Origin of the sequence: Streptomyces sp. NRRL S-337, assembly GCF_000720175.1 — a bacterium.
Classification (GTDB): Bacteria; Actinomycetota; Actinomycetes; order Streptomycetales; family Streptomycetaceae; genus Streptomyces; species Streptomyces siderophoricus.
Genome location: NZ_JOIX01000056.1, coordinates 1 through 19,627 on the forward strand (window position 1 = coordinate 1; position 19,627 = coordinate 19,627).

Below are 19,627 nucleotides of genomic sequence, written 5' to 3' on the forward strand. Positions count from 1 at the left end.
GAAGAGACCATTTCCCACCTCCCCCGCACCGTCCCAGGAAAACACCACGAACTGCGGCGGCTTCTGACCCGGCGCCAACCGCTCCGGCCTGGACGGCTGGTGAGGCTGCTTACCGGTGTACGCGGTCGAACCATCACCGATCGGCCTGCCCTGCGCCCCCTTCCCCGGCTTGGTCCCGACCTTGTCCGAGGCCGACGACCCGGCGGAGGAGCAACCGGCGACCGACAGCGCGGCCGCCGCCCCTGCGCCGAGCCCGAATATCCGGCGGCGGCTGAATTCACGCATGACGATCCCATCGCATTGGTTCGAAGTTCTGGTAAGTGGCGCGCCCAGCGAAGTGGGACACCCGAAGAGAGAGGGGGAGCCGGATACGGAGGTTCCGCGGACGCGGGCCGCAGTGCCCCTCAACCAACGCCCTTGGACGCGTACGACTCTCGCGGCGATCACTAGCGCACCGGTAACGCCCCACTAACAAGCGCTGCCGTGCGGACGGCCAAGCGGTCGGTCCCGGCTTCCGGCCGCTTTCCCTTTCCACAGCTGTGGACGGCGGAGGACGGGAGACCGGGCCCGGCCCGTACCGCACGCGCCTCGGCACCCACCTCCGGGCCCGCCTGCCCGCCCGCCTCCGTACCCGCGCCCGTACCCGCGCCCGTACCCGCGCCCGTACCCATCAAAGAAGCCGAGGTTTTCTGTTATCCGGCCAGGGCGGGAGGATCCCCAGGCATGGCACGACCGATCGCATGACCGATCGCACGACCGATTGCACAGCGAGGAAGGAAGCCGGAACGTGAACCCACATCCTGGAGCAGCGACTGTGGTGGCCGCGCGTGCTGGAGATCAGCAGGCGCAGGACGAGCTCGTGACCGGCTTCCTGCCGCTGGTCTACAACATCGTGGGCCGCGCCCTTCGCGGCCATGCCGATGTCGACGATGTGGTGCAGGAGGTCATGCTCCGCATGTTGCAGGGGCTCGACGGGCTGCGTGATCCCGACCGGTTCCGCTCCTGGCTGGTGGCCGTGACGATGAACGAGATACGCCGGCACTGGAACCGCAGGCAGGCGTCACCGACCGAGGCCAGGGTGGACGACGTCGCCGACCTCGCCGATCCGGCCACCGACTTCGTCGATCTGACCATTTTGCGCCTGGGCCTGGCCGGTCAGCGCCGGGAGGTCGCCGAGGCGACCCGGTGGCTGGACGAGGACGACCGCGCACTGCTGTCGCTGTGGTGGCTGGAGGCCGCGGGCGAGCTCACCCGGGAAGAGGTCGCGGTCGCCCTGGAGCTGACCCCGCAGCACACGGCGGTACGGGTGCAGCGGATGAAGACCCAGTTGGAGACGGCCAGGGTCGTCGTGCGTGCGCTGTCGGCGGAGCCGCGCTGCGGGGAACTGCTGGCGATGGTGGCCCACTGGGACGGCGTCCCCTCCGCACTGTGGCGTAAGCGAATAGCCCGGCACGCGCGTGGCTGCGCGGCGTGTTCGGGGTACTGGACCGGCCTGGTCCCGGCGGAAGGGCTGCTCGTCGGTCTGGGCCTGGTGCCCCCGGCGGCCGGTTTGATCTGGCTGCTGTCCGGCACGCACGGCGCGTCCGTCGTCAACCTCGCACCCGTCGCCTCCCGGCAGGACATCCCCGGCAACGGCGGCGAGCAGGTGGTCAGGGCGTCGGTACGGCGGGGAGCCCACCGCGCGCCCAAGGCGGGCGGCAGGGGCGTCCGCCGGATCCTCCAGGCCCGCCCCCGTGGCGCGGGTGCGGTCGCCGGAGGCGCCGCGGTGACCGCCACCGCCGCCGCGGCCGCCTTGTCCCTCGCCCTCATCCCCTCCGGCGGCGGCCACGACACCACGAGCGCGGCAGCCGCGCCCCGGCAGCTGCCCGCGACGGCCTCGGCGAACCCGCCCACCCCGGAACCCTCGGTCCGCCGTTCCACCAACACGACTCCCGCGCGTCCCACGGCTGCGCCGAGCCGCAGGTCGGCCCCCGCGGCGAGCCGGGACGAACGGCCCGCCCGTCCGCCGCTCACCCCATCGCCGACCCCGACTCCCCGGCCGAACCGGGCAGTTGACCCCGCCCAGCAGGTCCTCGCCGTGATCAACAAGGCGCGGGCCGACCACGGTCTGCCGCCCTACACCCTCGCCTCGGGCCTCACCCGCAGTGCACAGGCCCACAACAGCGTGATGGACGACGGATGCGGCCTGTCCCACCAGTGCGCGGGTGAAGCCGCGCTGGGGGACCGGGAGACGGCCCAGGGCGTGCACTGGGGAGCGGCCGGAGAAAACATCGGGCAGGCCGCAGCGGGTCCGGGCCCCCAGCAGATCGCCTCCGCCGCCGTCGGCCTGACCCAGGACATGCTGAACGAGAAGCCGCCCAACGACGGCCACCGGCAGAACATCCTCAGCCCGACGTTCCACCACGTCGGCATAGGCGTCCACCGGGACGCCAACGGCACCGTCTGGCTCACCCAGGACTTCTCCGACTGACCCAACGCGCGCCCGTAAACCGGGAGTTACCGCACCGGCGCCACTTTCCTGTTATCCACCCCAACCCGAGGGATCCCCTACAACTGTCAGGTCCCTGACACCCACTGCACTGCACTGCTGTGCACCGCCCTGCGCTGCACAGCACAGCACAGCACAGCACAGCACTGCGCAAGAAATGAGGACATCGATGAGCAACGGTTCGCACCGGTGGAAGGCGATGAGCGGCAGGTCGCGTGCGCTGATCGCACTGGCCTCAGCGGGTGTGGTCGGCGCCGTCACCGTCGGGGTGTCCTCGGCGGCCACCGAGGCGACCGCCCCCCGGAAGACCACCGACCACCGTGCGGCAACCGCCAAGGCGTCGCAGATACCCGGTACGGCGACCGGAAAGCAGAAACGCTTCGCCACCGGCGCGGTGCCGTCCCGGGAGAACGGGCGGACGAGCGCGCTCGGCAAGACCCTGGGGCCCAGGCTGGCGGCGCTCGCGCCCGGCGCCACGGTCGGAGCGAAGCCGTCGGCGACCCGGGCCGGCCTTCCCGAGAGCGTCGACCTGAGCAAGTACGCACCCGCCCCCGGCAACCAGGGCCAGGTCGGTTCCTGCGCCGCATGGGCCGTCGACTACACGGCGTACGGCGTCCTGGAGCGCGAGCAGAAGATCTCCGGCGGACCCCAGGCACCCATGTTCACCTACGCACAGGTCGTCAAGGGCCAGCAGCGGGGGACCTCCTTGGCCGATCACTTCAGGATCGCGATGAAGCAGGGCGTCGATGCCAAGTCCCACTACTGGCAAGGGGACTTCGACTACACCACCCAGCCCACTGCCGGCGAGACCAGCAACGCGGCGAAGTGGAAGCTGTCCGGGTACACCCCGCTGCACACCGGAAGCCGGCTGAAGAACGAGGTGAAGGCGGCGCTCGCCAAGGGACTGCCGGTCACCGTCGCGATGCCGGTACACAACAGCTTCTTCACCGTCACTCCCCGAGCAGCCGCCTCCTACACCTACTCCCCGACGGCCGGTGACCCCGTGGCAGGCGGTCACGCGATGGCCGTCATCGGCTACAACAGCAAGGGAGTGCGGGTGGAGAACTCCTGGGGCTCCGGCTGGGGCGACCACGGATTCATCAACCTGTCCTGGAAGTCCCTGACCGACGAGACATGGGAGGCCAACGCGGTCGGCAAACTCATCAAGCGCTGACCCCGCCCCCGCCGCCCCCCACGGCGCCCGAACAGCCAACAAGGCCCCGGCCCCCGCCGGGGCCTTCGCCGTGGCGCGGGCGACGGGGATCGAACCCGCGCTCCGAACTCGGGAACAGCGGCGGCCACCAGCTCCCTCGACCCGTTGACCAACCTGCGGACATGTCCCTGCATGCTTGCCGGTTGCGCCTCCATGGCCTGGTGCTTCGGTTCCTTTTGGTGTCCTCGCCCTGCTCCCATGTTGCCCGCGTTTGCCAGGCGTTAGCGGCGCGGCAGCCCTGCGATAGCGGTCCCGGCCAGAGTGGGTGCCGTACCGAGGAAACCTGACACCGACCGCCCTGGGGGACCCGAAATGAGCACCAACACCACTGCCGGCACCGCCCGTCGCCGCACCCTGCGCATTGCGGCCGCGGCTCTGACCGCAGCCGCCGCGCTGTCTCTGACCGCCTGCTCCGGCTCGGACGCCGCCGCCAGGCCCGCGGGCCGGACGGACACGGGCGTGGCCGCCGAGCCCAGCGGCGCGGGCTCCTCCGGGGCCGGTGGCGCGGACTCCTCGGCCGGAGCGCAGGGTTCCGACGCCAAGGCGGGGACCGGTGCCACAGCGGGCTCCGGTGCCAAGACCGGCACCAAGCCGGGTGCCGCGGGCAAGCAGTCGGGCGGTGCGCACGCAGCCGGCGGTGGTGGGGCGGGCTCGGGTGTGGAGCGCTGCCACACCTCCGGCCTGAAGGCGTCGTTCGCCACGGGCGGCGATGCGGCCCCGGACCCGAACGCGGCCGGGGCGACGACCACCAGCGTCGTGCTGACCAACAAGGGCAGCCGCACGTGCAGGATCGGCGGTTTCCCGGGGGTGGACCTCAAGTCCGAGAACGGCGGCCAGCGCTGGTCGCTGGCCCGCTCGTCGGCCAAGCACGGCTCGATCACCCTGGGGCCCGGGGACAGCACCGACTTCACGATCAACGTTGCCATGACCAAGAAAGACAAGGGCTTCTACCAGCCGGCCTACGCGGACATCACCCCACCCAACGAGACCAAGTCGATCACCATCGAGTGGCCCTGGGGCACCCTCGTCGACCAGCGCGGCGCCACCCACCCGGCCACCTTCGTCAACCCGATCGGCTGAGCACCGCGGCACCGCCCGGCGCTGCCCGGCACTGTCAGGATCAACCACCTGGCGCGCTCCCTTCAACGTCGCCACACCCCCGCAGTGCCACAGAGCCCAGCCGGGCCGATCAGGCGATCAAGTGTCGGGCAGTGCCGTGCTCGGCCGCAGCGTCAGCCGTCGAGTGAGATCGCGTTCTTGGCTCGGTCGACCGAGGCCTGGCCGGTTCGCCGGGGTTTTCGGTGGCCAGTGCCTGGTTGAGGTCGACGAACGGGCGCATGCGCTTCTCGTAGGAGGCGAAGGCCGAGAGGCCGCTCCGCCCCTCGCCCGCGTGATGGGGAGAGGTGCGACCGGTTGAAGGTCCGGCCGATGTCGACCGCCCGGAAGCCGCTCGGCACGGCGGTCAGCTGTCGGGTTTTTCTGCACATCTCGGCCCCACGGCTTCATTGGCCCTGCCGTGTCGTGCTCGCGGCAGTGGTGTCCGCCACTCTCACCGGCTTCGTTCGCCATGACAGAAACTGGCCACGCGAACGATGAATGTCTACTGCTGCCAGTCCAGTTTTGCCGTGGCTGCAGCAACAGAAGAAGACCGCCCCTCGATCGGCCGAGCGCCGCGTGCCGGGTTTCGGTCACTTGCATGAGCTCATGACTCCGGAGATGCCGTTGGGCCGAGCGGGAAGACGCCATGCCCTGCCCCCGCGAGCTCACCCGGCACGCCGCCGCTCCTGGTGTGCCGCGCCGCGCACCGTCCCCGACGGTTGTGCGGTGCCGTGTGGTTCGGCCAGGCGTGGTGGGGGCCCGGCCCGTGTCTGCGGAGCCTGGGCGGTGGCCGAGGAGGCGACCGTATTTCCGGTCGAATACGAGCGAGTGCTCTAAATATCTCATGCCGCAACTACAGAAATGGCTACCGGTGCGGTAAGGGTTTTTTGCGCTCTCGAAAGCTTCGGGATCATCTGCCGCGCATGGCCGCCAGTACCGTGCTACCTTCGATCTCAGTTGCAGTTGTGGTTCCCAAGACTTCAAGCGTGCTCGCCGTCGTACACGGCGGAGCGCTTTCGTATTTCCGGTGTTTATTTCCGGCAGGGGCAATCAACGCAGCGATACGGAGCTCACACGGTGTGGGCTCCGGGCACTGCCCCGAAGGAGATATGACATGGCTACTGGCACCGTGAAGTGGTTCAACGCGGAAAAGGGCTTCGGCTTCATCGAGCAGGAGGGTGGCGGCGCCGACGTCTTCGCCCACTACTCGAACATCGCCGCCCAGGGCTTCCGCGAGCTGCAGGAGGGCCAGAAGGTGAGCTTCGACGTCACGCAGGGCCAGAAGGGCCCGCAGGCCGAGAACATCGTTCCCGCCTGACGCTGACGCGCATCACTGCAGCTGGGGCCCGCACCTTGGGTGCGGGCCCCAGCTCGTTGCTTTTCGGTGTTCCCCGCGTGCCCCACAACGGCCGCACGCGGCGTGCGGGCAGCCAGTTGCTCTTCTTGCGGCGTTGCCGGTCCCGCTTCGGTGTGCCGGGTCGACATATTCCCGCCCCGCTTCGTTCCATCTCATTTCATCGGTTCGTTCTTGCGATTCTTCGTGTGCGGCTCATTGCCACCGGGAATTCCTCGACGCACCGCATCGAGGAAGGTTCTCCATGAACCGCACAGCTCGCACGAATGACCGCTACTCCCGCTCTGCCCGCTCGTCCGGCTCAGGCCGCGGCGGCTACCGCTCCGGTGGGCCGAACCGCTCGGGCACGGGCCGTTCAGGGGGCCCCGGACGGCGTCCCGCGTCACCGCAGGGCGAGTTCGCCCTGCCGGTCACCCACACTCCCGCCCTGCCCCCGGCCGAGGCCTTCGCCGAGCTGGACATGCCGTCGCCGCTGCTGGCGGCCCTCAAGGCGGAAGGCATGTCCGCCCCGTTCCCCATCCAGGCCGCCACGCTGCCGAACTCGCTGGCCGGGCGCGATGTTCTCGGCCGCGGTCGCACCGGATCCGGCAAGACGCTGGCCTTCGGTCTGGCCCTGCTGGCCCGTACCGCCGGGCAGCGCGCCGAGCCCCGCCAGCCGCTGGCACTGGTCCTGGTCCCCACCCGGGAACTGGCCCAGCAGGTCACCGACGCCCTCACCCCCTACGCCCGGCCGCTCAAGCTGCGGCTGGCCACCGTCGTCGGCGGAATGTCGATCGGCCGCCAGGCCGGCGCACTGCGCGGCGGGGCCGAGGTGGTCGTCGCCACGCCGGGACGGCTCAAGGACCTCATCGAGCGCGGTGACTGCCGGCTGAACCAGGTCGGCATCACCGTCCTGGACGAGGCCGACCAGATGGCCGACATGGGCTTCATGCCCCAGGTCACCGCGCTGCTCGACCAGGTTCGGCCCGAGGGGCAGCGGATGCTCTTCTCGGCCACCCTGGACCGCAACGTCGACCTCCTGGTCCGGCGCTACCTGACGGACCCGGTGGTCCACTCCGTCGATCCTTCGGCGGGCGCGGTCACGACGATGGAGCACCACGTGCTGCACGTCCACGGCGCCGACAAGCACGCCACGACCACCGAGATCGCCGCCCGCGACGGTCGGTCGATCATGTTCCTGGACACCAAGCACGCCGTGGACAACCTCACCCAACACCTGCTGAACAGCGGTGTCCGTGCCGCGGCCCTGCACGGTGGCAAGTCCCAGCCCCAGCGCACCCGCACCCTGGCCCAGTTCAAGGCCGGCCATGTCACCGTCCTGGTGGCCACCAACGTCGCCGCCCGCGGCATCCATGTCGACAACCTCGATCTCGTCGTCAACGTCGACCCGCCCAGCGACCACAAGGACTACCTGCACCGCGGTGGTCGTACCGCGCGGGCCGGCGAGTCCGGCAGCGTCGTCACCCTCGTCCTGCCCAACCAGCGCCGCACCATGAACCGCCTGATGGCGGACGCGGGCATCACCCCGCAGACCACCCAGGTCCGCTCCGGCGAGGCCGAACTGAGCCGCATCACCGGCGCACAGGCACCTTCCGGCACCCCGGTCACCATCGCCGCACCGGTTGTCGAACGTGCCAAGCGCAGCGGCTCCTCCACGCGAGGCCGTCGCAGCCGCCCCGCCCGGGCCCGCCGTGCCGCCGGATCAGCCCGGACCGCGGCACCGACTGCGCGACGGACCTCCTCGGCCCCGGCCGCCTAGGCCGGCCAGGACGATCACGCTCGGCTCGTCGGACCACCATCGTCGCGGAGGCTTTCGTTGATGCTGCAGAGCTACCCCCAGGGGAACCTTCCCGGCAAGACAGCCGGTGACGTCATGTCGTCGCCGGGCCCCCAGGTCGGCGACGACATGATCGTCGACGTGGCCCTGTCCGTCCTCATCGGAGCCGGTGCCGACCATCTCCTCGTCCGTGACGAGGACGGGCGGTGTACGGGCCTGATCACCCGTTCCCAGATGGCAGTCCACCACCACGGCTCCTGGTACACCGAGGAGACCCGGTTGCGGGACCTCGTCTACGACCGTGGGCCCTTCACTTCGCCCGTGATGTCGGCACACGACGCGGAACACGCCATGCGTCAACGCGCGCTGCGGGCCTCACCCGTGATCGGTGAGGACGGGCACGCCCTCGGCGTCGTCGTCCTCACCCGTTGATCGCTCTCCCGTCCGGGCCGGCGATCCGTTTCAGGCTTGTCCTCGACCTTGCGGAGGCACCATGCGCGTCGTCATCGCCCGCTTTCCCTTCGACCTGCTCAAGAGTGAGGTGCAGGAGGCGATGAAGGGCATCAAGGCCGAACCCGTCACGGGTGAGTCCGTGCTCATCGGCCGCCGCCATTACCCCGTCAAGCAGGTCGGGGAGATCATCACCGGGCAGGATCGCCGTGACTTCTCCGCCTGTGAAGTGACCCGAGCACTGAGCCGCCTCGGCTTCGTGTGTCGCCCGGCTGCCGCACTCGTGCCACCGACCGGTCTCACCCCACTGGAGACGGCGTCGGCCTTGCTGGGGCACCCGGCCCGAGGCTGACCGGACCGCTGTCGGCAAAGAAGCTACAAGCTGCCGCCACCGCCTCGGGGCCAGCCGTTTTTTCGGTGTTGATCGCGCCCTGGACGACCACGGTGAGAGACATCTGCTTGCCCTGCTCCGACGCGTTTGGGGGAGACCCCTCGCATGGAAGTGGGCCCCGAACGCCTCCGACCGGCCCGGGCCCCCGTCCGGGACCAGCGTTCACCTCCTGCCCCTGCCGGCAGCCTGTAGGAGTGGTGCCCGCGGTGGCGCGAGGCATACGAGGTCGGACGTTCTCAGCAATTCCCTTGAAGGATGTTGCGCACCCGAACTCCCGGCCCGGCAGCTCTCGGTGAGAGCAACGTGCACGGTCGTCGAATCTGCCTGATCCATTTGATCCCTTGCTCCGCAGGCGGCGACATCACCGAAGGTGAGTCGCCCGCCACGTATGAGTACGAGTTGCTGCCGAGCAGCGCAGTGCGGATCGTGTGGCGCCTGAAAGGACGGCCCCGACGGTCTCACCGGGGCCGTTTCGGCGTTCACGCCGAGCGATCCGTTGGAATTCGGCCTCTGCGGGCGCTCACTCGCTGCGTGGCTGCGCAGCGGACCGGTAGCCGCGGTCCTCAGCCAGGCGGCGATGGCCGGACCCCTCTGCGGCGGAATCACCAGCAGGTCGCCCGTAGGTCGTCTCCGTCACAGGCAGGCGTCACACGGTGAGCCGGAGCCCGGGGCCGGGGGTGGTGGTGACGTTGAGCAAGGCGTTGGTGAGCGGGCGACGCCGTGGGCACGTGCTCACCCCCCGCTCGCGTGGGTGGTGTCGCCGGACTCAGCTTGTGCCGCTGGGCCGGTCTTCCACCCGGATGGCAATCTTCCAGGTGCGCACGAGGCAGAAGCCCACTCACTGTCTGTTGAGAAAATCTGCCACGGCGAGAGTAGACATGGGTGCGTGCGGGAGTTAGTGTTTTCTCGTAGCCAAGAAGTCGAAGAGGGCACGGCAGAGACGAACTGCCGTGCAAGCAGGTCAAGCAGGATGCGGAACGGCAGTGGAGTGGCGGGGCCGGAATTGGTGGGTTCCTTCACTGGCTGCCGGGCCGAGCGGCCCCCGGTCACGCATTCGCGATCCCCGCACCTCCGCCCTCCCAGGCGGACCAGCGGAACAAGAGAGCCGGCGCAGTCAGCCGGTAGATGGTGTTGAAAGCTCGGGGCCCGGGTGCCAATACGGCACTCGGGCCCCTCGACGCGTCCCCGAAAGAAGAGGTCTATGCTACCAGCTGCGCATCGCCGCCCGCGCCCGCGAACTCGTCGACGCCGGCACTCCCATCGAAGCCGCCTGCCGCATCGTCATTCTCGAAGACCAGCTCGAAGAGGCCCAGCGCATCAACGAAGAACTGCGCACCGGCGGCGCCACCTCGTAACGGCGATCCGAGACCGACCTGCCCGAGCCGAGCACCGCTGCGGCCGTGACCTGACCCGCGACGGCAAACGTTGTCGCGGCGGCCGGGCGGCACCGTGAACCCGGCCCGTCCGCCGCGCCGAGGTTCAGGAGGGCCTTGTCTCGCTTGGCCAACTCGTCATGCCCCCACGCCTGGCCGACCACCGGCAGACCTGGCAGCCGGGCCGGCTCCGGTGCCACCGCCGGGTGGCGTGGTGCGGGTCAAGGGGAAGGCCGTCGCGCGGCGCCGAAGCACCCCTGGCACCCCTGATACTCCGCCCCACCGGACAACGCCGGCCCATCGACTACGCGGTGATGAACCCGTCACCCTCGACCAGCCGGAAACGGCGGCACTCGCCGCTTGGGGTACAGCAGCCACACATCAGACATCTTCCTTCCAAGAAATGCGTCACACGATTCGAGGCAACTCCGCTTGGATCGGGCGGGGTTCAGGCCTTCACAGCCCACTGGGTGGGGCATCCAGGCGAGTCAGGGCAGGGGCGCGCCGCCCCGCAAACAGGTCTGGACAACGAACACGCCCCAGACCGCCGGCCTGGGGCTTATGCATGGAGCGGGTGACCGTAGTCGACCGGGCTGAAGGGCACGGTTGGGGCACGGCGGCCCGCGGTCGCCGTCGTGCGGCGCCTGTGATCATCAATCGATGCGGGAGAACGCCGTCCGTAGGCGTCCCGTATCGCCGGATTGCGGCTGCAAGGCTCAAGGGCGGGGGGACCTTGCAGCCACCTGGTCCTCCGATGCGGCCGCGCCCGGGGGTTGCGGGGAGCGGGCAGGTGGACGGCTGCCTGTTGTTCACCCGATGGCGGGCGCGGACGGGCAGGTGCGGTGCCGGACCCAGGCGGCGCCGGCTGCGACGGCGCCGATCATTCCGGCCAGCGCGACGGGGACGGTGAACAGGAGCTGGAAGTACCCCACCGTGCCGGTCCAGCGGCGGATCGCTGAACGGACGCTCCCGCTGATCGATCCTGTGGCCTGGGTGATCGACGATGTGTCGGTGCCCAAGGACGGCCGGATGTCGGTCGGGGTGGCTCCGCAGTACTGCGGAGCGTTGGGGAAACGGGCGAACTGCCAGGTCGCGGTCAGCGTCCACGCCGCAACCGATTCGGCCTCCTGCGCGCTGCAATGGCGCCTGTTCCTGCCCCGGGAATGGGCGTCGGACACCGACCGCCGAACCGCAGCTCGCATCCCGGCGCAGGCCACGCATCGCGAGAAGTGGCGCCTGGCCCTGGACATGCTCGATACCCTCGCCACCTGGGGCATGAGGCCACCGGTCGTGGTGGCCGATGCCGCCTACGGCACGAACGCACACCTGCGAGCTGCACTGGACGACCGCCAACTCGCCTACATGCTCGCCGTCCGCGCGGATGTGACCGCCCACCCGTTCGATGCGAAGCCTCACACTCCGGACCGCAACGGAGCCATCGGCTGCTGGCCCCAGCCCCGCTACCGGAACCCCGCACCCTCAGTGGAAGCTCTCGCCGCCGACCTGGGACAAGAAGCCTTCACCACTCTCACCTGGCGGCAAGGCTCACGAGGGGCGTTACTCTCCCGCTTCGCAGCCGTGCGCGTCCGGCCCGCCGGCAAGGCGGTCGAGCGTCCGATCCGATCTGCTGCCTCAGCCGAACAGGGCTGGTGGGACGGGATCCTGCCCGACTGCTGGCTGCTGATCGAATGGCCCGCCGACAGCGAAGCACCGACCGATTACTGGCTGTCCAACCTGCCAGCGGACACACCGATCGCGGGCCTGGTCCGTCTGGCCAAGGTCCGCTGGCGCATCGAGCACGACTACCGCGAACTCAAGCACGGCCTGGGCCTGGACCACTTCGAAGGCCGCTCCTGGCCCGGGTGGCACCACCACGTCACCCTCGTGACCGCCGCCCACGCCTTCCTCACCGAACAACGCCTGGTCCCAAAAGTCTCCGCGCCGGCCTCACCCTCTACCAAGTCCTCGACACTCTCCAGGACGTCCTGAGGTGCTGGACCGGCATCTGCACCACCTGCCACCAACCCCTACCCAGCAGGCCCCCAAGATCGAGACGTACCTAACGGAGTCCTATTAGGCAGAACTGACCGACGGTGTCCCACCACTCCCGTCGGCGGGCAAGTCTGCTCACCTTGCGAGGGATCGTCCAGGCCGACGTCAACTTCCTTGAAAGGTAAGGGATCTACCAAGAGGCGATCAATTGCGATCCATAATCGCGCCAACATCTCCCACATCAAGACCTCACAACGGCATAGATGCTCCAAATCAGATCCCATCACTTGGCAGACTCCCTTCGGTTGTCCACCCGGGGGGAAGTGCATGCCAGGCAAATTGAAGGTCCATTTCGGGGCCTTGGCTGAGGCCACCGATGAGCTCGATTCCATAGCCAAGTCGCTCCAGGAGCACCTGACGGAGCTGGACCAGGCCGTGAGCCGGGTATCCGAGAGTTGGGACGGTGATGCCCGGCAGGCGTTCGACGCCTACTTCCAGCGATGGCGCGCCGCCTCACGCAGCCTTCACCGTGCCGTCCGCGCGCTGCACAAAACCGTGCACACCGCGCACGGCAACTACTCGGCGGCACGGACCGCCAACCTGCGCATGTGGGGAGGGGGCCGATGAGCCGCTCTTCCGGACATGGCGGGAAGCCGATCGATCTGCATCCTGATGACCTGCACCGCGTAGCTCTGATGTTCGCCAAGGGCCAGGACCGCCTCGAAACGGTCTCCGCAAAACTCAACGCTGCGCTTCAGAACTTCGCCGGCATGGCGGGCAATGACGATTACGGCCACAAGTTCGGCAAGAAGTACGACCCGGCCGCCAATGCTCTTTTCCGTACGCTGTCCGCCGCCGTACGCGCGATCGGTCAGCATTCCACCGGACTGGTGACCACGGCCAACAACTACCTCAAGGCCGACCACCACTCCAACGCCAAGGCGTCGAAGGGCGGGCCGGAGCAATATCCGGCACCCCCTGTGCTCACCGACGTGATGTATGCCGACCTGGACTCGGCCATCGGGCCGGGCGACAGCGGCGTCCCCGACGTCATCGCCAAGTACTGGCCCAACGGCCACCAGGACATGCTGCGTCTAGCAGCAACCGCCTACCGGAACGCAGCCTCCGAGATCGACAACATCGGGACCGGCCTGCATCAGCAGGTGCGATCGATCACGGACAACGGCGACGACGACTCCATCGACGCGATGGCCGACTTCTGGGCGCAGATCTGGCAAGGCGGCCAGCGCGCCGGCAAGGCACCGCTGTCCGCGGCCAAGCACGCCTGCGACGAACTCGCCAAAGCCTGCGAGTCCTTCGCCCACGCCATCGACGAAGCCCACAGCGATGCTGAATGGAAACTGGGTGCGGCAGGAGTCGCCATTACGGTCACCACTGCCCTGGGCCTCATTCTCACCCCCTTCACCGGCGGTACCTCGGACGCTGGGGCGGCCGCACTCGACGGCGCAGAGGCTGCCGCGATCCTCGGCGGGGTGGAAGTCGCCCTCGATGACGCCCTCGCCACCATCGGCACCGACATGATCGCCGACCTGGAAACCTACCTCCAAGCCGCTGCCTTCGAGGCGGTCGACGCCGAGACCACCGAAGTCGGCCAGGTCCTCGAACGCGAACTCGCCGAAACCGAAGCCCGCGAGCCCGCCGGAGTGGGCGGCCGAGGCGGCGGGGGAAGCAAGCCGCCAAAGAATGGTGGGGGGGGAAGAGCCGCCTCCCGAAGAACCAGAGCCCGGAAAAATCGACGAGTCGGAGAAGCCCTTCAACCCAGAGGAACGGAAGATTGCCGAACTGCTTGAGTCTGAGGGAAAGCATGTAAAGGCGATCAAGGAATCCGAAGTCGATGGAGTGAAGACCGCAGATTCCGAGGTTGACGGAACACCCACAGAGTTCAAGAGCCTACAGCCAGGCGCCCGCGCCAACACCGTAAAAAATCAGCTCAATTCGGCGAAGAAGCAGGCGCGGGATGCCATCATAGATACGCGTGGGAGCGGGCTCAGCGAAGGCGATGCGCGCGAAGGCTTGGAGAAATTCCTACGCAACAATCCGCCCGGCCGGATGGACTTCATTGGGATCGTTGGAGACGGCTTCAACATCGTTTGGCCATAGGAGTGCAAATGAGCAACTATCATTACATCTTCATTCATCCTGGCTATCCCGTCGACCCAATGATCGCGGACATCTCCACCGCCTGCGGGGTGACATTGCGCCCGGCAGAGGATGAATTCATAGACTTCAGCGCCCCTCTCGATCGAGCGGCGGTCGAAGTGGAGATCGATCATGAATATGAAGAAGATCACGGGATTCCGTTTGAAAAATACGACTCGATGCTGACCGTTCGAGATTTCGATCGCGACATCGAGCACCAGGAAGTTATTGCAAAGCAGATCTTCCGCAATCTCGCCGACACTGGTAAGTACTCACTTGTGCTCGTACTGGATCTTCAGAAATTGATCGACTCCGCTGGGCCTCCTCTCTAAACAGGGACCCTTCGAGGGTTGATGCACTCGCGCGTAATATGCACCTCTGATCCACCGCTTGCGTCACATCGGGCCGTTGGGCTCCGCACGCTGCCCCACGGCCCCCGGGCGCGAAGCCGCCGGTTTGCTTCCGCCAGTTTGGCGGGCTGATTGCGTCATGACGCAATACCCCCGGGCGGTCCCTTGAGCGGGATGGCCCTGGGGCGATGAGCTATCGACCTTGTCGGTGCTGCCGGTTGATGGGCGTGGCCGTCACTGCGGTCTGCGCCACCGTGTTGATTTGCCGGTTTGTCGGGCCGGTCGTGGTGCGGCGGCGGGCAGCTTCGGCGCGGCGGCTCGGTGTGGGATTGCGGCTGGCGTGCCGGATGCGTTCGCCGCGACCACGGACGAGCTGTACCGCAGGCTCCTGCGCCTGCACCTGGAGCCGACCTTCGGCGAGCTGGACGTCAACGAGCTCAGCACGGCGAAGGTGAGGACCTGGCGGGCCGAGCGCCTGGGCGTGACGGGGGCGACCACGGTCGCCAAGTCCTATCGCCTCCTCAAGGCGATCATGGAGACCGCGGTCGACGACGAGCTGATCCGGCGCAACCCGTGCCGCATCAAGGGCGCGGGCAAGGAGGAGGCCGACGAGCGTCCGATCGCCACCGTCGAGCAGGTCTTCGACCTCGCCGACGCCATCGGGCTGCGCTGGCGCCTGATGATCCTCCTCGGCGCGTTCGCCTCGATGCGCCCGGAGGAACTGGCGGAGCTGCGCCGCAAGGACATCGATTTGGAGGAGGGGTCGGTGTGGGTCAAGCGCGCAGCCACGGAGCTGACCACGGGCAAGCGCGTACTCGGCGACCCGAAGTCCCGTGCCGGCAAACGGGAGATCATGCTGCCCCAGTCCGTGCTGACCGACCTCCGCCAGCACCTGGACTGGTTCGCCGAGCCGGGCCCGGAGGGCCTGGTTTTCGTCGGAGAGCGCGGGGCGCCCTTCCGCCGGTCCACCTTCGGGCGCAAGTACCGCAAGGCGCGGAAGAAGGCGGGCCTGCCCGACGACTTCCGCTTCTACGACCTGCGGGGCACCGGCAACAACCTGGCCGCCGACACCGGCGCCAAGCTGAAGGACCTCATGGTCCGCGCCGGACATTCCAGCGCCCGAGCCCAGCTGATCTACCAGCACTCCAAGAGGAAGCATCAGCGCAAGATCGCCTCTGCCATGGACGCCGACGTACGCCGACAGCGCCAGCAGGCGACCGATCGCGGTGAGGAGGTCGGGGAGTTGGCCACCGTCCATCGCCTGGCCACTCGGACCAGCACCTCCGAGGTGCCAGGAGAGGCGATCGAGTCGGCCGAGCGATGAAGATGCATGACTGTGATCAGGGCCGGGCCGGCGAAGTCGGCCCGGCCCTTGTCATTCCCGCTCATCGTGCCGGTCTTGATCGAAGGCGGTCTTGGGTCGGCGCGGTTTTCACTGTATGTACTGACACGAGAGCCGAACTGGCCAGTGGCAAGTTCATGTGGAGGGGGACTCGTGGCGATCAAGATCCTGCCTGTGGCGGAGACGCAAGCCGAGTTAATCGATGCGGCCGTGGCCTTGGGCGACCGCTACACCAAGACGCTGGGGTTGCTCACGCCGCCCGCGTACCGCAAGCACGCGAGCGACGGCGGGCTGCTCGTCGCGGTCGACGAGGGGGAGGTGGTCGGGTACGCGCTCTTCGGGCTCCCGAAGCGAAACCCGCATGTCCGGCTCGCGCACCTGTGCATCGCGGAGGAACACCGCGGGAAGGGCGTGGCACGGCTGCTGGTGGAGGAGATCCGGCGCCGGCACTCGGATCGGCTGGGGATCAAGGCGAAGTGCCGTCGTGACTACGGGCTCAGCGATATGTGGACGAGCCTGGGATTCGTTCCGCAAGGGGAGGTGCGGGGACGCGGACAGGACGGGGAGACCCTGGACGGGTGGTGGCTCGACCACGGTCACCCGGACCTCTTCGCCGACGTGGAAAGCGAAGCGCTCTTGGTCGTGACCGTGGACCACGGCGTGTTCGCCGATCTGCGGGGGCGGTCGCCGGCAAGCGAAGCGGCACAGTCACAGGCTCTTGAGGCTGGCTGGCTGGCGGACCTCATCGAGATCGCCTTCACGCCGCAGCTTCTGCACGATCTCCGGGACATCGTCGACACGGCAGAGCGCAAGCATCAGCGGGCCGCCTCGCACGGGCTGCGTCGGGTCACTCCGGACGCAGAAGCAGTGGCTTCACGGCGTTGCGAGTTGCTGGAGGCGGCTCGGACGTCCGAGGTTCACGACCTGCCAGCCGACTCCGAGCTGCTGCCGCGCCTCCAGTACGTGGCTGAGACCTCGTGTGCCGGCCTCCAGGTTCTTGTGACTCGGGATCCACTGCTGAGGCAGCTGGCTGATGTTGCTTGGAGCGTCGCCAGGGTCAAGGTGGTGGCACCGTCGGCGGTGACGCTGCACGTGGACGAGTTGCGACAGGCGCAGATGTACAGGCCGGCCGACCTCATGGGCACGGAGTTCCGCGCCAGTAAGGTCTCGCCCGGGGCAGAGGCCGAACTCGTCGCGTTCTTCGACCAGTCAGGAGACGACAGGGGTTCGGCGTTCGCCAGGCGACTGCAAGTCTTGGCCGCGGACGCGGTCGTATGGAACCGCGAACTGCTTCGTGACGGTCAAGGCCGCCCGGTCGCGCTCTACGCATGGGCGATGGACGGCCGCACACTGAATGTGCCGGTGCTGCGGACCGCGGCGCACCCCCTGGAAGAGACGCTCGCGCGGCAGCTGTTGTTCTCACTGAAACGTCTCGGGCGGGAATGCGGGGCTCAGGCTGTACGAGTCACTGATGCTTTCCCGTCGCCCGCCACCAAGGCGGCCGCAGGTGATGACGGTTTCTTCGAGCACGATGGCGGCCTGGCGGCCCTGCTGGTCGACGTCTGCGGGAGCGCCCAAGAGGTGGCAGCCGTGGCCGGTCAGGCGGCCCGTGAGCTGGGGCGTGAGGAGACCGCACTCGAAGCCGGATTGCCGGCTGAGGTGGCCGGCTTCGTCGAGCGGGCCTGGTGGCCGGCCAAGGTTATGGACTCCCTGATGCCGTCCTTCCTGGTGCCGATCGAACCCCGCTGGTCCACCGAGCTGTTCAACACCCCTGCGACGCTGCTGCCACGCCCCGATGAACTGGGGATCAGCAGGGAACACGTCTACTACCGTTCCTCCGGGCGCCGTGGCGAGAGCGTCCCGGCGCGCCTGCTCTGGTACGTCAGCAGGGGCTCCTCCTACGAGGAGGGCCAAATGGTCATCGGATGCTCGCAGTTGGACGAGGTCGTGATCGACGCACCGGATGCCCTCCACTCGAAATTCGAACACCTGGGCGTATATGGTCGGGAGCAGGTGCGCGCAATCGCCCGCGGTGATGCTTCAGGCCGTGCGATGGCCTTGAGGTTTTCGGATACCGAGATCTTTCCGAGGACGGTGCCGCTGCGGCGATTGAAGTCACTGGCTCAGGGCCTGGGACTACAGTTTTCGCTGATGTCGCTGTCGAAGATCAGCAACAGGCTGTTCCAGGCGGTCTACGAAGAGGGACACCGAAGGACGTGAACGATCTGGACCGCGCGATGCTGCTGTCCGTACACCCCCGCTTCGCCACTGCGATCCTGGCGGGCAGCAAGACGGTCGAGGTGCGCCGACAGCGCGTCGCCGCGCCACCCGGCACCACCGTCGTTCTCTACGCCACCGCCCCCACGATGGCCTTGGTGGGGCTGGCGCGCATCGCGGCGGTCAAGGTCGGCTCCCCGCGGGAGGTGTGGAGCGCGCATCGGACCCAAACCGGGATCAGCCGACGGGAGTTCGACGAGTACATGAGTGGCGCTACCCAGGCCAGCGGACTCACCCTCGAAGCGCCGCAGCCCTTCGAGGAGCCGGTGCCGCTCAGCGCTCTGCGTGCCGCGGGGACCTTCCACCCGCCACAGAGCTACCGGTACCTCAAGGGCGAAGCCCTCAGGCAGGTAGCCGAAGCCTCGCCGTCCGCGGGTACGGTCCTCCGCGGAATCCTGGGAGTCCCTGTACCGGTGTAGGCGGGAGCTGGGCCTGGCTGACGACACGGCGGCCCGGCCCGTGTCGCACCCGTCCTGTGGCACCGAAGGCACAGCTGAATGATGTGGGTCAGTGCCTACTGGGATTTCCCGGATTGGCGTTGCTTGGCCCGCTCGATCTGTCGTAGCAGTAGGTCCGCGAACTGAATGATCTCGGCGGCCTCGATCGGGTCGTCGAAGTCGATGGTGCGATGGCTTGAGGGGTTCTTATACGCACCCATGGCGCCGGCGAACAGGGCCGAGGCTGCTTCCTGCTCGCCGCCCTCTGCTCCGGCATCAGCGAGCACGCCGCCGGCCTTGCCGTTCTGGTGTGGCTGGAACGCGGCACGCATCAGCTTCACTCCGACCAGGGAATTGTCCAGACCGGAGGCGTCCCGCACAGCCACTTCCACCGCCTTCATCGCGCCGAAGCAGGCCAGCTCGTAGTCCCCGAGGTTGAAGGTGGTGCGAACCGTCCCTTCGAGGCGGGGATGCAGCGGCCCAGAGAGCCGTTCGCGTGCCTCGAACTGAACTATCCCGGCCGGATTTTCCGCCAGCTCCTTGCCTTCCTGAGAGACTCTTCGGAAGGCGTCGGACTGTGTGTGGTCTCGTGACAACAGGGCGCGTGACTCCAGCCACGTCCAGGCGTCAGCGAGTCCGTCCAGTAGTGCATCTTCGTCGGGTTCGCTCTGGAAAGCCCGGCGTGCCGAACTGATCAGCCCGTCGAACTGAAGGTGTCGACTGTTGCTGTCCGCGAGGTGCTGCAGGAGGAGGAGCGCGACGTCTCTGGTGGGCAGCTGGCGGATCTTCTCCGCAGGGACCGGCGGCACGTACGTGAAGGTCATGGCCGCACGCTAGAGCCGTCCACCGACAGCGCACCTGGACTTTCGCGGTTCTCGTGCAATGGCAGGGTGCTCGATGCTCGGTGGCACGCGTTCAGCCGCAG

The 19,627-nt window shown here is 68.1% G+C and carries 16 protein-coding genes and 2 pseudogenes; 16 read left to right on the plus strand and 2 right to left on the minus strand.

Translation table 11 applies throughout. The features are described 5' to 3' along the window. Positions 1 to 285: pseudogene (locus IG62_RS49145) on the minus strand (hypothetical protein); the annotation flags it as partial. 502 nt (positions 286 to 787) lie between these two features. Here IG62_RS49145 and IG62_RS0129325 point away from each other — a divergent pair. The 16 genes and pseudogenes from IG62_RS0129325 (at position 788) to IG62_RS42445 (ending at position 18,684) form a co-directional block, all read left to right on the plus strand. After that, positions 788 to 2,470: a sigma-70 family RNA polymerase sigma factor gene (locus IG62_RS0129325; RefSeq protein WP_030809819.1), complete on the plus strand. Its 1,683-nt coding sequence runs from the start codon at positions 788 to 790 to the stop codon at positions 2,468 to 2,470. A gap of 187 nt (positions 2,471 to 2,657) precedes the next feature. Then, positions 2,658 to 3,662, plus strand: coding sequence for a C1 family peptidase (locus tag IG62_RS0129330; RefSeq protein ID WP_030809822.1), 1,005 nt, complete (start codon positions 2,658 to 2,660; stop codon positions 3,660 to 3,662). Between the two features lie 351 nt (positions 3,663 to 4,013). Beyond that, complete coding sequence (locus IG62_RS0129335) at positions 4,014 to 4,781, plus strand: DUF4232 domain-containing protein (RefSeq protein WP_030809824.1); 768 nt, start codon at positions 4,014 to 4,016, stop codon at positions 4,779 to 4,781. Between the two features lie 1,132 nt (positions 4,782 to 5,913). Then, positions 5,914 to 6,117, plus strand: coding sequence for a cold-shock protein (locus IG62_RS0129340; RefSeq protein WP_030809828.1), 204 nt, complete (start codon positions 5,914 to 5,916; stop codon positions 6,115 to 6,117). Between the two features lie 280 nt (positions 6,118 to 6,397). Further along, the gene (locus tag IG62_RS0129345; protein WP_030809831.1) at positions 6,398 to 7,912 is read left to right on the plus strand and encodes a DEAD/DEAH box helicase; all 1,515 of its coding nucleotides are present in this window, start codon (positions 6,398 to 6,400) and stop codon (positions 7,910 to 7,912) included. 60 nt (positions 7,913 to 7,972) lie between these two features. Further along, positions 7,973 to 8,362 carry a CBS domain-containing protein gene (locus IG62_RS0129350; RefSeq protein WP_030809834.1) on the plus strand — a complete coding sequence of 130 codons (390 nt, stop codon included), beginning with the start codon at positions 7,973 to 7,975 and terminating at the stop codon, positions 8,360 to 8,362. 61 nt (positions 8,363 to 8,423) lie between these two features. Continuing rightward, the gene (locus tag IG62_RS0129355; protein ID WP_030809837.1) at positions 8,424 to 8,732 is read left to right on the plus strand and encodes an SCO5918 family protein; all 309 of its coding nucleotides are present in this window, start codon (positions 8,424 to 8,426) and stop codon (positions 8,730 to 8,732) included. Between the two features lie 1,229 nt (positions 8,733 to 9,961). Then, positions 9,962 to 10,126: pseudogene (locus IG62_RS49150) on the plus strand (MerR family transcriptional regulator); the annotation flags it as partial. A 678-nt stretch (positions 10,127 to 10,804) separates the two neighbouring features. Next, positions 10,805 to 12,133 (plus strand): IS701 family transposase, encoded by a 1,329-nt coding sequence (locus tag IG62_RS0129360; protein WP_420711126.1) that lies wholly within the window; start codon positions 10,805 to 10,807, stop codon positions 12,131 to 12,133. Between the two features lie 330 nt (positions 12,134 to 12,463). Continuing rightward, positions 12,464 to 12,763 carry a WXG100 family type VII secretion target gene (locus tag IG62_RS0129365; RefSeq protein WP_030809844.1) on the plus strand — a complete coding sequence of 100 codons (300 nt, stop codon included), beginning with the start codon at positions 12,464 to 12,466 and terminating at the stop codon, positions 12,761 to 12,763. Beyond that, positions 12,760 to 13,947, plus strand: coding sequence for a hypothetical protein (locus IG62_RS0129370; protein WP_158795140.1), 1,188 nt, complete (start codon positions 12,760 to 12,762; stop codon positions 13,945 to 13,947). The genes IG62_RS0129365 and IG62_RS0129370 overlap by 4 nt, the downstream gene beginning before the upstream one ends. A 49-nt stretch (positions 13,948 to 13,996) precedes the next feature. After that, positions 13,997 to 14,257 carry a hypothetical protein gene (locus IG62_RS49155; protein ID WP_234326801.1) on the plus strand — a complete coding sequence of 87 codons (261 nt, stop codon included), beginning with the start codon at positions 13,997 to 13,999 and terminating at the stop codon, positions 14,255 to 14,257. Between the two features lie 8 nt (positions 14,258 to 14,265). Beyond that, positions 14,266 to 14,628 carry a hypothetical protein gene (locus tag IG62_RS0129375; protein ID WP_030809850.1) on the plus strand — a complete coding sequence of 121 codons (363 nt, stop codon included), beginning with the start codon at positions 14,266 to 14,268 and terminating at the stop codon, positions 14,626 to 14,628. A gap of 358 nt (positions 14,629 to 14,986) precedes the next feature. After that, complete coding sequence (locus IG62_RS0129380) at positions 14,987 to 15,970, plus strand: tyrosine-type recombinase/integrase (RefSeq protein WP_234326802.1); 984 nt, start codon at positions 14,987 to 14,989, stop codon at positions 15,968 to 15,970. A 171-nt stretch (positions 15,971 to 16,141) separates the two neighbouring features. Further along, positions 16,142 to 18,208 carry a GNAT family N-acetyltransferase gene (locus IG62_RS0129385; protein ID WP_030809856.1) on the plus strand — a complete coding sequence of 689 codons (2,067 nt, stop codon included), beginning with the start codon at positions 16,142 to 16,144 and terminating at the stop codon, positions 18,206 to 18,208. Then, positions 18,205 to 18,684, plus strand: coding sequence for an ASCH domain-containing protein (locus IG62_RS42445; RefSeq protein ID WP_234326803.1), 480 nt, complete (start codon positions 18,205 to 18,207; stop codon positions 18,682 to 18,684). The genes IG62_RS0129385 and IG62_RS42445 overlap by 4 nt, the downstream gene beginning before the upstream one ends. A gap of 95 nt (positions 18,685 to 18,779) precedes the next feature. On the opposite strand, the gene IG62_RS42450 is transcribed toward IG62_RS42445, so the two are convergent. Beyond that, positions 18,780 to 19,526, minus strand: coding sequence for a TIGR02391 family protein (locus tag IG62_RS42450; RefSeq protein WP_037839592.1), 747 nt, complete (start codon positions 19,524 to 19,526; stop codon positions 18,780 to 18,782). Between the last annotated feature and the right edge of the window lie 101 nt (positions 19,527 to 19,627).

Coding starts and splice junctions, on each gene's coding strand:
- IG62_RS0129330 (WP_030809822.1), top strand. CDS start 2,658: ATGAGCAACGGTTCGCACCGGTGGAAGGCGATGAGCGGCAGGTCGCGT.
- IG62_RS0129335 (WP_030809824.1), top strand. CDS start 4,014: ATGAGCACCAACACCACTGCCGGCACCGCCCGTCGCCGCACCCTGCGC.
- IG62_RS0129340 (WP_030809828.1), top strand. CDS start 5,914: ATGGCTACTGGCACCGTGAAGTGGTTCAACGCGGAAAAGGGCTTCGGC.
- IG62_RS0129345 (WP_030809831.1), top strand. CDS start 6,398: ATGAACCGCACAGCTCGCACGAATGACCGCTACTCCCGCTCTGCCCGC.
- IG62_RS0129350 (WP_030809834.1), top strand. CDS start 7,973: ATGCTGCAGAGCTACCCCCAGGGGAACCTTCCCGGCAAGACAGCCGGT.
- IG62_RS0129355 (WP_030809837.1), top strand. CDS start 8,424: ATGCGCGTCGTCATCGCCCGCTTTCCCTTCGACCTGCTCAAGAGTGAG.
- IG62_RS0129360 (WP_420711126.1), top strand. CDS start 10,805: ATGCGGGAGAACGCCGTCCGTAGGCGTCCCGTATCGCCGGATTGCGGC.
- IG62_RS0129365 (WP_030809844.1), top strand. CDS start 12,464: ATGCCAGGCAAATTGAAGGTCCATTTCGGGGCCTTGGCTGAGGCCACC.
- IG62_RS0129370 (WP_158795140.1), top strand. CDS start 12,760: ATGAGCCGCTCTTCCGGACATGGCGGGAAGCCGATCGATCTGCATCCT.
- IG62_RS0129375 (WP_030809850.1), top strand. CDS start 14,266: ATGAGCAACTATCATTACATCTTCATTCATCCTGGCTATCCCGTCGAC.
- IG62_RS42450 (WP_037839592.1), bottom strand. CDS start 19,526: ATGACCTTCACGTACGTGCCGCCGGTCCCTGCGGAGAAGATCCGCCAG.